14 protein-coding genes are annotated in these 13081 nt (G+C 66.2%); 4 read left to right on the top strand and 10 right to left on the bottom strand.

Going from position 1 to position 13081, the window contains the following annotated elements:
• Positions 1-52 precede the first annotated feature (52 nt).
• The 5 genes from E4S58_RS11700 to mgtE all read right to left on the bottom strand — a co-directional run bounded on the left by E4S58_RS11700 (position 53) and on the right by mgtE (position 4745).
• Positions 53-676 carry a (d)CMP kinase gene (locus tag E4S58_RS11700; protein WP_136636572.1) on the bottom strand — a complete coding sequence of 208 codons (624 nt, stop codon included), beginning with the start codon at positions 674-676 and terminating at the stop codon, positions 53-55.
• A 45-nt stretch (positions 677-721) separates the two neighbouring features.
• On the bottom strand, positions 722-1279 hold the full coding sequence (locus E4S58_RS11695; RefSeq protein ID WP_136636571.1) for a hypothetical protein: 558 nt from the start codon (positions 1277-1279) through the stop codon (positions 722-724).
• Positions 1280-1301: 22 nt separating this feature from the next.
• Positions 1302-2648, bottom strand: coding sequence for a 3-phosphoshikimate 1-carboxyvinyltransferase (gene aroA / locus E4S58_RS11690; protein ID WP_136636570.1), 1347 nt, complete (start codon positions 2646-2648; stop codon positions 1302-1304).
• A 124-nt stretch (positions 2649-2772) separates the two neighbouring features.
• Complete coding sequence (locus E4S58_RS11685) at positions 2773-3330, bottom strand: 5-formyltetrahydrofolate cyclo-ligase (protein ID WP_136636569.1); 558 nt, start codon at positions 3328-3330, stop codon at positions 2773-2775.
• Entirely contained in the window at positions 3327-4745 is a 1419-nt protein-coding gene (gene mgtE / locus E4S58_RS11680) for a magnesium transporter (protein WP_136636568.1), read from the bottom strand. The genes E4S58_RS11685 and mgtE overlap by 4 nt, the downstream gene beginning before the upstream one ends.
• A 132-nt stretch (positions 4746-4877) precedes the next feature.
• On the opposite strand from mgtE, the gene guaD reads away from it, so the two are divergent.
• Entirely contained in the window at positions 4878-6170 is a 1293-nt protein-coding gene (gene guaD / locus E4S58_RS11675; RefSeq protein ID WP_136636567.1) for a guanine deaminase, read from the top strand.
• Between the two features lie 146 nt (positions 6171-6316).
• Here the strand turns inward: guaD and E4S58_RS11670 are convergent, their stop codons facing one another.
• From E4S58_RS11670 to E4S58_RS11660, 3 genes are all read right to left on the bottom strand, one after another.
• Complete coding sequence (locus tag E4S58_RS11670) at positions 6317-7651, bottom strand: 8-oxoguanine deaminase (RefSeq protein WP_136636566.1); 1335 nt, start codon at positions 7649-7651, stop codon at positions 6317-6319.
• A 7-nt stretch (positions 7652-7658) separates the two neighbouring features.
• Positions 7659-8447, bottom strand: a complete 789-nt coding sequence (hisN, locus tag E4S58_RS11665; protein ID WP_136636565.1) for a histidinol-phosphatase — start codon at positions 8445-8447, stop codon at positions 7659-7661.
• A gap of 121 nt (positions 8448-8568) precedes the next feature.
• A complete protein-coding gene (locus tag E4S58_RS11660) occupies positions 8569-8934 on the bottom strand; it encodes a helix-turn-helix domain-containing protein (RefSeq protein WP_136636564.1) in 366 nt (121 codons plus the stop codon).
• A 304-nt stretch (positions 8935-9238) separates the two neighbouring features.
• Between E4S58_RS11660 and E4S58_RS11655 the strand changes: the two genes are divergently transcribed.
• A complete protein-coding gene (locus E4S58_RS11655; RefSeq protein ID WP_136636563.1) occupies positions 9239-10198 on the top strand; it encodes an NADPH:quinone oxidoreductase family protein in 960 nt (319 codons plus the stop codon).
• Here E4S58_RS11655 and E4S58_RS11650 read toward each other — a convergent pair.
• Positions 10188-11087 (bottom strand): LysR family transcriptional regulator, encoded by a 900-nt coding sequence (locus E4S58_RS11650; protein ID WP_136636562.1) that lies wholly within the window; start codon positions 11085-11087, stop codon positions 10188-10190. The genes E4S58_RS11655 and E4S58_RS11650 overlap by 11 nt on opposite strands.
• Positions 11088-11212: 125 nt before the next feature.
• Between E4S58_RS11650 and E4S58_RS11645 the strand changes: the two genes are divergently transcribed.
• Together E4S58_RS11645 and E4S58_RS11640 are read left to right on the top strand one after the other, a co-directional pair.
• The gene (locus tag E4S58_RS11645; RefSeq protein ID WP_136636561.1) at positions 11213-11425 is read left to right on the top strand and encodes a DUF1127 domain-containing protein; all 213 of its coding nucleotides are present in this window, start codon (positions 11213-11215) and stop codon (positions 11423-11425) included.
• Positions 11426-11535: 110 nt separating this feature from the next.
• Positions 11536-12306, top strand: coding sequence for a Bax inhibitor-1/YccA family protein (locus E4S58_RS11640; RefSeq protein WP_136636560.1), 771 nt, complete (start codon positions 11536-11538; stop codon positions 12304-12306).
• A 163-nt stretch (positions 12307-12469) separates the two neighbouring features.
• Here the strand turns inward: E4S58_RS11640 and E4S58_RS11635 are convergent, their stop codons facing one another.
• Positions 12470-13030: a GNAT family N-acetyltransferase gene (locus E4S58_RS11635; protein ID WP_136636559.1), complete on the bottom strand. Its 561-nt coding sequence runs from the start codon at positions 13028-13030 to the stop codon at positions 12470-12472.
• Positions 13031-13081 lie beyond the last annotated feature (51 nt).

The raw sequence follows: 13081 nt of genomic DNA, 5'->3' as shown, positions 1-13081 counted from the left end.
AAACCCCGGCATCAACACGGGTTTGCGGACAATTTGAGGACAGTCGTGCCGATCAGGCGACAGGGGCGATCCCGGTCCGGTCCGTCACCAGGGCGATCGCGGCGGCCACCACCGCGTTGATATCCATACCCGAGGTATCCAGCACCACCGCATCCTCGGCCGGTTTCAGGGGCGCGGCGGCACGGGCACTGTCACGGGCGTCGCGTTCGCGCAGGTCGGCCAGCACCTGGCCCAGGGTCACGTCGTGGCCGCCGTCCCGCAGCTCGATGAACCGGCGTTCGGCCCGCACATCGTCCGAGGCAGTGACGAAGAACTTCACCTCGGCTTCGGGGCAGATGACCGTGCCGATGTCGCGCCCGTCCAGCACCGCGCCCCCCTGCCGCCGGGCGAAGGCGCGCTGGAAATCCACCAGCGCCGCGCGCACGTCCGGAATGGCGGCCACGACGGACGCGGCCCGGGCGACGTCGGGCGTACGCAGGTCATCGGCCTCAAGATCCGCGGCCGTGAGCGACTGCGCGGCCTCAAGCGCGGGGGTCCCGTCCAGCGTACGCCGCCCGGCCGCGCGATAGATCAGACCGGTATCAAGGTGCGCCAGCCCGAAGGCCTCCGCCAGCGCGCGGCTCAGCGTGCCCTTCCCGGCTGCGGCCGGCCCGTCGATGGCGATTGTCAGTCTCATGTGGCCCTCACCCGATGTGGACGCCCTTGATGCCACCCTTGCGCATCATTTGCCAGCCTTGCCGCCCTTGGGCGCGGCCTTGCGCTTCGTCCCGCCGGTCTTGCGTTTCGGGGTCTTGCGCGGCCGCGACCGCCAGGCCCGCACCCCGATCCAGGCCATGACGCCCAGACAGACCAGGTAGAACAGCCATTTCGCGATGGTCATGGCCGAGGCCAGCGTGACCTGTTCCACCGTCGCCGGTTCGGTCAGGATCGCCGCGACCAGCGCGTTTTCCGAATAATCCGCCACGGCCCCGGCAACTGCCACCACCGTCATCACCAGCCCGCCGACCGGGCCAAGGAACCGCCGGAACCCCGTGATGAAGGCCATCGCCAGCACCAGCGGAAAGATCAGGTCCAGCTGATGCTGCGGGCCAAGGTAGGTCGCCAGCCCCTCTTCGCTGATGGTGACGAGATAGCTTTGAACCGCCTCGACCGAGTAGCCCCAAGGGCGCAGGTCGAAGGGCAGCATCCCCGCCGCCTCGGTCAGCAGGGTCGGCACCGTCAGCACCATCATGGCAAGAAACAGCGTCACCGCCGCGCCGGTCAGGGCCCAGAAGATCATCGCGCCGCCCCCGACCGCGCCGTCACACCCGCCGGATGCGGGCGCCGAGCGTGGTCATCAGCGGCTCGAAGATCGGAAAGGACGTCGCGATCGGCTGACCGTCATCCAGCGTGACCGGCGCGTCCGACGCCATGCCGAGGCAGAGGAAGGACATCGCGATCCGGTGGTCCAGATGGGTTTCCACCGTCGCGCCGCCCGGAACCTTGCCATGGCCACGACCGGTGACGATCCACCAGTCCTCGCCATCCTCGACCTCGATGCCATTGGCGCGCAGGCCTGTGGCCATCGCCTCGATCCGGTCGGATTCCTTGACCCTTAGCTCCTTGACCCCGCGCATCACCGTCTGCCCTTCGGCAAAGGCCGCGACGACCGACAGCACCGGATATTCGTCGATCATCGAGGCCGCGCGCTCGGGCGGCACTTCGATCCCCTTGAGGTCGGGCGAGAATTTCGCGCGCAGGTCGGCCACCGGCTCTCCGCCCTCTTCGCGCGGGTTCTCGTAGGTCAGGTCCGCGCCCATCTCGCGCAGCGTCTCGAACAGGCCCGCGCGGGTCGGGTTCAGCCCGATGTTGGGCACCAGAACGTCTGATCCCGGCACGATCAGCGCCGCACAGACCGGAAACGCGGCCGAGGACGGATCCCGCGGCACGACGATGGTCTGCGGCACCAGCTCCGGCTGGCCGGTCAGGGTGATGACGCGGCCCTCGTCGGTGTCCTCGACCGTGATGGTCGCGCCGAACCCCGCCAGCATCCGTTCGGTGTGATCGCGGGTCGCTTCTTTCTCGATCACCACGGTCTGGCCCGGGGCGTTCAGCCCGGCCAGCAGCACCGCGGATTTCACCTGCGCCGAAGGCACGGGCACGGTATAGCGCACCGGCACAGGATCCTTGGCGCCCACGATGGTCATGGGCAGTCGCCCGCCCTCGCGCCCGACCGCCTGCGTTCCGAACAGCGCCAGGGGGTCGGTCACCCGCGCCATCGGCCGCTTGTTGAGGCTCGCGTCGCCGGTGAAGGTCGCGGTGATCGGGCAGGTCGCCATGGCCCCCATGATCAGCCGCACGCCGGTGCCGGAATTGCCACAGTCGATGACATTGCCCGGTTCGGCAAAGCCGCCGACGCCCACGCCATGCACCCGCCAGTTGCCGTCACCAAGGTTTTCCACGTCCGCGCCAAAGGCCTGCATCGCCTTGGCCGTATCCAGCACGTCCTGCCCTTCAAGCAGGCCGGAAATCCGGGTTTCCCCGACGGCCATCGCGCCAAGGATCAGCGACCGGTGAGAGATCGACTTGTCGCCCGGAACATCGGCGGTGCCGGTCAGCGGGCCAGCGGCCTCGGACATCATCGGGATCGGGGTGCCATGGGCGGACATGTCGGGCCTCCTTCGTGGTGCAGGACGTCATAGCGCGGAGGGTCCGGGGCGTCCATGGGGTGCGGGCGCTGGCCGGCGCGGCCCCCTCCCCCGCCACGGGGGAGGGATGGGGAGGGGGCTGCGCCTACGCCCCCACCTCGATCACCCCGTGATCCGTCACGATCATGTCGAGCGGTTGATCCGTCGGCTCCAGCGGCAGGCCGTCAAGTTCCTGCGCCGCATAGGTAAATCCGATCGCCAACACCGGGCCACGCGCACGCAGGCCTTCCAGCGTCCGGTCATAGAACCCGCCGCCATAGCCCAGACGCCCGCCCTTGCGGTCAAAGGCCACCAGCGGCACGATCAGGATCTGCGGCACCATCGGCACGATGACCTCGGGCACCTCTGCCCCGAAGGGCCCCGGCACCAGCGGGCCGTCCGGCACCCATGTCGCGAAATCAAGCGGTTGGCCCGCCGCCGCGATCACCGGCACGCCGACCACCCCATGCGCCGCGGCCTCGGCCATGGCGGGGCGGGGGTCGATTTCCGTCCGGATCGGCAGATAGCCCGACAAAGGCACACCGCGATAGCCCGCCAGCACCTCGGACAGCACGCCAGACGCCGCGCCGCGATCCAGCGCATGGGCCTCTTTGCGACGCGCGAAGGCCTCGGCCCGGGCGGCAGCCTTGGGATCCCCGGTCACAGCAGGATCACCCCTGCCAGCCCGAGGAAGGCGAAAAAGCCAACGATATCCGTCACCGTGGTGACAAAGGCCCCCGAAGCCAGCGCCGGGTCGACGCCCACGCGTTCCAGCACCACCGGGATCACCGTGCCCGCCAGACCGGCCACGACAAGGTTGATCACCATCGCCGCCGCGATCACGTACCCCAGCCCCGGAGAGCCAAACCAGAGGATCCCCACGATCCCCATCACCACCGCGAAAATCACCCCGTTCACCAGCCCCACAAGGCATTCACGGCGGATGACCCGCCAGACGTTCGCGCCGGTCAAGTCCTTGGTCGCAATGGATCTTACCGCAACGGTCAGCGACTGCGTGCCCGCGTTCCCGCCCATTGAGGCAACGATCGGCATCAGCACCGCCAGCGCCACGAATTCGGCGATCGTGGCTTCGAACTGCGCGATCACCAGCGACGCGAGGATCGCCGTCACAAGGTTCACCGCCAGCCACGGGAAACGCCGCTTGGTCGTCTCGACCACGCGGTCGGTCAGCGAGCTTTCCTCGCTCACACCCGCCAGACGCAGCATGTCCTCGTCGTGTTCCTCGTCCAGCACGATCATCGCGTCGTCGATGGTGATGACGCCGACCAGCCGGTCGTTTTCATCGACCACGGGGCCGGAAATCAGGTGGTACTGGTTGAAGGCATAGGCGACGTCGCCCTCGTCCTCGGTCGCCTCGAAGGTCATGAACCCGGGCTCCGTGATCTCCATCAGCGGGGTCGCCCGCTTTGAGGCCATCAGTTTGCCTAGCGTGACATGCGCCACCGGCTTGAACCGCGGATCGGTCAGAATGACGTGATAGAATTGCTCGGGCAGACCGTCACGTTCCCGCATGTAATCAATGGCTTGACCGACATTCCAGAACTCGGGCACCGCGACGACCTCGCGCTGCATGAGGCGGCCTGCGGATTCCTCGGGATAGGACAGCGCCTGTTCGACGGCCGCCCGGTCGCTTTCCTCGAGCGCGCCGAGGATAGCCACCTGCTGTTCGTCCTCAAGATCCTCGACCAGGTCGACGACGTCATCCGAGTCAAGCTCTCGAACCGCGTCGGCCAGCACTTCGGGATTGAGGACCGAGATGACCTCCTCCCGGATCGACTCGCCCAGTTCGGACAGGATTTCACCATCGAATTCCTTGCCGTAAAGCTCGATCAGGCGCCGCCGGTCATAGGCGTTGATCTGTTCCAGAAGGTCGGCGATGTCGGCCGCGTGCAGCGGCTCCATCAGCTCGACCAGCTTGTCCCGGTCATCGGCGTCGACAGAGAACAGGATGGCCGCGATGGTCTTCCGGTCGAGCGTATAGCCGTCCTCTTCGACCTCCGCCTCGTCCTCGGGCAAGAGATCGTCCTTTTCCTTGATCTCTTCGTCGCCGTCGGTCATGCGGTGCTCCTTCTGCTTGCTCCTCTCATAAAGGACAAAGCTTGATGAAAACAATGCCCCGGGCGGCAGGTCGTGGCCGTTTACGACCCTGCGCCCAGAGGCTACGCTGCAATGCGGAACCGGAGACCCCAAATGCCCCAACCTACCCTGCTGACCGGCCGCGTGCTGCGCACCCTTGGTTCGCCGTTCGACCTGCCGCCCGAAGAGGCGCTGCGGATCGAGGATGGCTGGGGCGTGATGCTGGAAGGCGGGCGGATCGCGGATATCGGCCCGGCCGAGGTGCTGCGGCAGAATTGGCCGCAAGTCACCGAAATCGCTTACGGAAAAGATCTGATCTGCCCCGGCTTCGTCGATGCCCACGTGCATTATCCGCAGACCGCCATCATCGCCTCCTGGGGCAAGCGGCTGATCGACTGGCTCAACACCTACACCTTCCCCGAGGAGATGCGTTTTGCCGACCCGGGTTACGCCGCCAAAATCGCCGCGCGGTACCTTGATCTGACGGCGGCCCACGGCACCACAACCGTCTGTTCTTTCTGCACGATTCACCCCGCATCGGTGGATGCCCTGATGGCCGAGGCGCAGGCGCGGGGGCAGCGGATCGTGGCGGGCAAGACCTGCATGGACCGCAACGCGCCCGAGGGGCTGCAGGACACCGCGCAATCGGCCTATGACGACAGCAAGGCGCTCTTGGAGAAATGGCACGGCGTGGACCGCCTGTCCTATGCGATCACGCCGCGGTTTTCGCCGACCTCCACCCCCGACCAGATGGCGGCCATGGGGGCGCTTTGGGCGGAACACCCCGATTGCCTGATGCAGACGCATCTATCTGAACAGACTGATGAAATCGAATGGGTAAAGTCGCTCTACCCGACCGCGCGGGACTATCTGGACACCTACGAGGCGCATGGGCTGCTGGGGGCGAACGGGCTTTATGGCCATGCGATTCACCTGGAGGATCGTGAACGCGACCGGCTGAGAGAGGTCGGCGCGGGGCTCGTGCATTGCCCGACGTCGAACACCTTCATCGGCTCGGGGCTGTTCGACATGGCGGGGCTGACGGGGGCCGGTGTGCGCGTCGGACTGGCCACGGACACCGGCGGCGGGTCGTCATTCTCGATGCTGCGCACGATGGCTTCTGCCTATGAAATCGGGCAGTTACGCGGAACCCCCCTGCACGCGGCTCAGCTGATCTGGCTGGCCACGGCCGGGTCGGCCCATGCGCTTGGGATGGGCGACCGGATCGGCGCGCTGACCAAGGGGGCGGAGGCCGATCTGGCTGTGCTGAACCTGTCGTCGACCCCCGCGATCGCGCAACGGGCCGAACGGGCAGAGGACAGCTGGGAGGAGCTTTTCGCGACGATCATGATGGGCGACGACCGCGCGGTGCGGGCGACCTGGATCAGCGGAAAGGTTAATGCGTAAGGCGTTGGAATGCTGAAGGGTTTCTGAGAAATCGCCCTCTGCATAAGTTTCGCTGAAGAAATCGAAGATCGATAAGCTCAGCTTATCCGAAAGACCCCGTCGTCCGAACGCCCCTCCCGTCGGCGCCCCCTTTCAGGAGCCCGCCGCTACCCGGCCAGCGCCCGGGCCATCCGGTTCGCATCCTCGATCACCCGGGGCAGGTCGATGGTCATGACCTGACCGTCGCGCACCACCTGACGGCCTTCGACCAGCAGATCGCGCACCCGGGTCGGACCCGCAAGTAGCAGCGCGGCAGGATCCCAGGATCCGGCGCTGTCCACGCCCGAGACGTCCCAGATCGCCACGTCGCCCCGCGCGCCGACCTCGATCCGGCCGCAGTCGGGGCGGCCCAGTACGTCGGCGCCGCCACGGGTCGCGATCTCCAACGCCTCGCGGGCGGACATGGCATCGGCGCCGCGCGACACGCGTTGCAGCAACATCGCCTGCCGTGCCTCGCCGATCAGGTTGGCGGCGTCGTTCGACGCCGATCCGTCGACGCCCAGCCCGACCGGCACGCCCGCGTCGCGCATGGCGCGGACGGGCGCAATGCCGGAGCCGAGGCGACAGTTCGAACAGGGGCAATGTGCGACGCCGGTGCGGGTGCGGGCGAAGAGGTCGATCTCGGCCCCGTCGAGTTTCACGCAGTGGGCATGCCAGACGTCCGGGCCGGTCCACCCCAGGTCTTCGGCATACTGGCCGGGGCGGCAGCCGAACTGCGCCAGCGAATAGGCGATGTCTTCGTCGTTCTCGGCCAGATGGGTGTGCAGCATGACGCCCTTGTCGCGGGCCAGCAGGGCGGCATCGCGCATCAGCCCCTGCGAGACCGAGAACGGCGAACAGGGCGCGACGCCCACGCGAGTCATGGACCCGACGGAGGGGTCGTGGAAGGCGTCGATCACCCGGATGCAATCGTCGAGGATCGCGGATTCGCCTTCGACCAGGCTGTCGGGGGGCAGGCCGCCCGCGCTTTCCCCGATGCTCATCGCGCCGCGCGTCGGGTGGAACCGCATCCCGATGTCGCGCGCGGCGTGGATCGTATCGTCCAGCCGCGCACCGTTTGGATACAGGTACAGGTGATCCGAGGTCAGCGTGCAGCCCGAGAGCGCCAGTTCGGCCAGCCCCGCAAGCGCCGACACGCGCATTTCATCGGGGCCAAAGCGCGACCAGATCGGGTAAAGCGTCTTGAGCCAGCCGAACAGCAGCGCATCCTGCCCGCCCGGCACCGCGCGGGTCAGCGTCTGGTACAGGTGGTGGTGCGTGTTCACCAACCCCGGCGTGACGACGCAGCCGGTGGCGTGGATGACCTCGCCCGTCGTCTCCAGCCCCTGGCCGATTTCGGCAATCACGCCGTCGGTGATGCGGATGTCGGCGCCGGTCAGTTCGCGGCGGTCGTCGTCCATCGTCAGAAGGGTGTCGGCACCCCGGATCAGGATTTCGGCCATGGGCACCTCAGGTGAAGGGTTTCAGAAGCTCCAGAACCTCAGCGTGCAGGGTTTCGGTGGCAGCCGCAACGGCGCGCCCGCCAGGGTGGGCCGGATTGCCGGACCAGTCGGTGACGATGCCGCCCGCCGCCTGGATCACCGCGATCGGCGCCTGGATGTCATAGGCGTTCAAACCCGCCTCGATCACCAGGTCGGCCTGTCCGAGGGCGACCAGCGCGTAGCCGTAGCAATCCATGCCGTAGCGGGTGAGCTTGGCCCGGGCCGCGATCGTTTCGAACCCGGCGCGGTCCTGCGGCGTGCCGACCTCGGGGAAGGTGGTGAACAGACGCGCTTCGGCCAGTGTCGTGCAGCCGCTGACCGCCAGCGGGTGGTCGCCATGGGGCCCCGCAAGGCCCGCGCGGCCAAAGCCGCCCTCGAACCGTTCACCGATATAGGGCTGGTCGATCAGCCCGTAGATCGGGCCGGTGTCATCCGACAGCGCGATCAGTACGCCCCAGGTCGGCGTGCCGGTGATGAAACCGCGCGTGCCGTCGATCGGGTCCAGCACCCAGGTCAGCCCGCTGGTGCCGGGCTTGGTGCCGTGTTCCTCGCCCAGGATGGCATCGTCGGGGCGGCGGCGGGCCAGAACCGCGCGCATGGCGGTTTCGGCATCACGGTCCGCCACGGTGACGGGATCGAAGCCATCGGCCAGCTTGTTGTCGGCCGTCAGCGCGGTGGTGCGGAAATGCGGCAGGATCGCCGCCCTTGCGGCATCGGCCATCTCATGCGCCGTGGTGATGATGTCGTCGGTGTTCATCGGACCCCCTGCCCCGTTCGTCCCCTGCGTAGAGCTGCATAAATCAAACGGGTGGCGGGAAGGGAAGCGGGCAAAAGAAAAGGGCGCCCAAGGCGCCCCCGAAGACTTGAGCCGACCGTCGTCAGGCCACGTCGCTCAAGACCCGGGCAAGTTCGAACAGGCGGCGACGTTGCGCCTCGGGAATGGCGTAGTAGGACCGGACCAGGTCCAGCGCTTCCTTGTCGCCCATGATATCCGCCGGCACCATCGTGACGGGCTTGGCGTCGTCTTCGTCGATACCTTCGAAGAAGAAGCTCACCGGCACCTCGAGAGCGTCCGCAATATCCCAAAGACGGGAAGCGGAGACGCGGTTGGCGCCTGTTTCATATTTCTGAATTTGCTGGAATTTGATCCCGACACTTTCGGCCAGCTGCTGCTGGGTCATCCCGACCAGCCACCTGCGATGCCTAATCCGTTTGCCTACATGAACATCAACAGGGTGCGTCATGACGCTGCTCCTTACTCAATCAAATCCGGGAAATACCAAGCAGTCCCAGCACACACTAAATCAGCCAAGGGTTGCAAAATTCTTTCCCACAACCCTCGTTGGGTTGGGGAAGCGTACCATTTTCAGTCATTTGCGCAAGTAAATTGCCTTAACCCCCTTCACTTTGACGTAAGGGTAAAGGTTACTTAACTTTCCGATCATCAAACAATCGCCCCTATCCAAAAGGATTGTCGTCCGGCCGACGACTTGCCCAGTTTTCGGTCGCCAGCGTACCAACGATCCGAATCATTCACGAAGGCCAGAAATGCGCGCGTTCATCGTCCCGACAGAGGGGGCCGCCCCCGAACACTCCACACTTCCTGATTGCAAGCCGATTTCCGGTCAGCTGCTGATGCGCAATCGCGCCTGCGGGTTGAATTTTGCCGATCTGCTGATGATCCGGGGCAAGTACCAGGACACGCCCAAGGCCCCCTTCACGCTTGGCATGGAGGCCGCAGGCGTGGTCGAGGCGCTTGGCCCCGACACCGACGGCCCTGCCCCCGGCACGCGGGTCGCGGTCTTTGGCGGCAGCGGCGGTTTGGCCGAGCTGGGGTGCTATCCGGTGGACCGCGCCGTGGTCCTGCCCGATGCGGTCAGCTTTGAGACCGCCGCCGCGCTGCAGATCGCCTATGGCACCAGTCACGTCGCGCTGGAGCACAAGGCGCGGATGCAGCCGGGCGAGACGCTGGTGGTGCTGGGCGCGGCCGGGGGCGTCGGGCTGACGGCGGTCGAACTGGGCCACCTGATGGGCGCGACGGTGATCGCCGTGGCGCGCGGGGCCGAGAAGCTTGAGGTGGCGCGGACCGCCGGGGCCGATCACCTGATCGACGCCGAGGACCCCGAGCTGCGGGAAAAGATCAAGGCGCTTGGCGGGGCGGACGTGGTCTATGACGCGGTCGGAGGAGAGCCCTTCCGCGCCGCGTTCCGCGCGATGAAACCCGAGGGACGTATCCTGGCGATCGGCCATGCCTCGGGCGACGTGCCGCAGATCCCGGCCAATCACCTGCTGGTCAAGAACATCGACGTGCTGGGGTTCTACTGGGGCGGCTACCTGAAGTTCCGCCCCGAGGTGGTCACGCGCAGCCTGGCCACGCTGTTCGCCTGGGCGGCCGAAGGGCGGATCACGCCGCACATCAGCCACACCCTGTCCTTCGACCGCGCGGCCGAGGGGCTGGAGCTTTTGAAATCCCGCGCCTCGACCGGCAAGGTGGTGATCACGCTGTAGCGCGGACCACTTCGCGCAGCATCGGCCGTTCCAGCGATTCGCCGCCCGTGTAGCCTGCCCGCAGCAGGCTGGTCAGCCGGTCGAGCACCTGCGCCGACCCGCGCGTCTGGGCATACATGCAGATCTTCTGGATCCCGAGCGCGGGCAGTTCGCCGTTGTGGTCGATGCGCGCCAGCTGTGGCGGTTCGGTGCCCTCGATCATCGCGCAGACACCCAGGTCGGCGGAAATCGTCGCCTCGACCGTCCGGTCCTGTTCGGTCTCGACCGCGCTTTCCCAGTCGATCCCCGCCTGTTCCAGCGCCCGGATCGCATCGGCGCGGAAGATGCAGGTCTTGGCCGAGGCATAGCGCAACGGCCGCTGCCGCCAGGCGGTACCGCCGGGGGCGCCGACCCAGGCCATGGGGCGTTCGTCCAGCACCTCGGCTTCGGCGTCGGGCTTGGCTTCGGTGGTCAGCACCACATCGGCCTGCCCCCGCGCGAAATCGTCCTTCAGCTTCGAGGTGTAGGCCGAGATCAGCTGCACCTTCATCCGGGGGAATTCGGCGTTGAAGCGTTGCAGCACCCGGGGAATCACCGGGTAGACGATGTCATGCGGCACGCCGATGGTGACCTGGCCCTCGAAAACCTCGGAGGTCAGGCGGGACATGGCTTCGTCATTCATGTCGATGATCCGCCGCGCATAGCCCAGCAGCTGTTCGCCCGAAGGCGTCAGTGCGATCTTGCGCGCCGACCGGTCCAGCAGGTCGATGCCGATCATTTCCTCAAGCCGCTTCAACTGCATCGACACCGCCGACTGGGTGAAGTTCAGCACACCCGCCGCACGTGTCACACCGCCGTGATCCGCCACCGCTACGAAGCTGCGCAGGGCCGTCATGTCCAGATTTCTCATCCATCAATTCCCGTGATGATAACCGTCAGAAACATTCATTTCCAATAATGATCACACTCAACCATATACATCAACAGAAATCATGCAGACGGACTGAAGCATCACCGAAACGAAAGGCTCCCCCAATGTCCACGATGTCCCGCTCCTCCTCCATATCGCTGTCCCGGTCCTTTTCCCTGATCGGCGCGACCTTCTCGCTGCTGGCGCTGTCCCGGTCCCGCCAGGCGCTTGCCGATCTTGACGCCCGCGCCCTCGAGGACATCGGCGTCACGGCCTCCGAGGCCCGCCGCGAAGCCGCACGCCCGGTCTGGGATGTGCCGACCAGCTGGCTGAAGTGATTTTCGACACCGGCGACCGCCGCCGGATCTTGAAAATGTATCCAAGCTTCCCGATATTGAACCCGAACACCCCCACAAGGGTTCGGGTTCTTTCTTTTTCGGAGGCTTAAATGGCTGAATTCAACACTATGCGCGCTGCGGCAGGCACACGCTCTGCAGCCATTGATGCGGGTCTGCGCGCCCACATGAACAAAGTCTACGGCACCATGTCCGTGGGTATGCTGATCACTTTCGCTGCAGCTTGGGCTCTGGCCGGGCTCGCGGTCACGGATGTCCCGACGGCTTACCAGATCGGCGCCGACAAATACCTGACGTCGCTTGGCGTTGCGCTTTACGCCTCGCCGCTGAAGTGGGTCGTCATGTTCGCACCGCTCGTCTTCGTGTTTGCCTTCAGCGCCATGATCAACCGGATGTCCGCCGCCACCGCGCAGACCGTGTTCTACGCATTCGCGGCGGTGATGGGTGTGTCGATCAGCTCGATCTTCCTGGTGTTCACCGGGTATTCGATCATTCAGGTCTTCCTGATCACCGCGATCGCCTTCGCCGGTCTGTCGATCTGGGGCTATACGACCAAGAAAGATATCTCCGCGTGGGGGTCCTTCCTCATCATGGGCGTCTTCGGTCTGATCGCGGCTTCGCTTGTTAACCTGTTCTGGCCGATGCCCGGTCTGGCTCTGGCCATTTCGATCCTCGGCGTCCTGATCTTCGCGGGCCTGACCGCCTATGACACGCAGAACATCAAGAACACCTACCTGCAGCACGCACATTCCGGTGACACCGAGTGGCTGGGCAAGGCGGCCATCATGGGCGCTCTGAACCTCTACCTCGACTTCATCAACATGTTCATGTTCCTGCTGCAGCTGCTGGGCAACCGCGAATAAGCTGACGCAGCACAGACATCCGAAGGGCCGGTCGATTGACCGGCCCTTTCCTTTTGCGCGGGTGGTGTCGGGGAGGTCGGCACGGGCGGCTGACCGGGGCGACAGTCAAACCATGTCGTGCCGGAGCGATCCGCCCTTCCGGATCGGCCCGTGGTGCGGGCCGCTACCCCTCGGCCCGCCGCATCTGCACGGCCGGGAACAGCACGCCCGTTGGCAGGCGGACCGCGATCTCGCCCAGCGCGTCGAAGCCGTGCGCCTCGTAGAAGCCGACCGCCGTCAGCGTCGCCTGGCAGCGCAGGTCCACCACCCCGGCGGCACGGGCGGAACACAGCACCCGCGACATCAGCAGCGATCCGACCCCGGTCCGCACGCAGGCCGGGTCGCAGGCGACGTGGCGGACGTGACCGACCCCGGCCCGGCCCGGCGCCCCGTGCGGAGACAGGTCGGTCCAGCCGCCCGCCGCAAGGATGCGGTCATCCCGTTCGGCCACGAAATAGGTGCCGCAGGACAGAAGCGAGGGACGCGCGTTGGAAATCAGCGGCAACGCCTCGCGCAACAGCGCGGGATCGTAGTCGGGCGCCAGCAGCGCGCGGTAGGACCGGGCCAGCATCCGCGTGACACCTTCGGTGTCGGCGGGCATGGCGGGCCGGATCAGGATATCGGCAAGGGCGCCCGCACCGTCTGGTGGGGCCAATGGACAATGGGACGAATTGAGTTCGGGCATCTGGCAATCCTAAGCATCCGGAAATCAGGGGAGGCAGAGGGCGGCCCGAAA

Source organism: Pseudooceanicola onchidii, from assembly GCF_004959925.1.
Taxonomy (GTDB): Bacteria; Pseudomonadota; Alphaproteobacteria; order Rhodobacterales; family Rhodobacteraceae; genus Pseudooceanicola; species Pseudooceanicola onchidii.
This window is presented reverse-complemented; position numbering and strand designations above follow the sequence as displayed.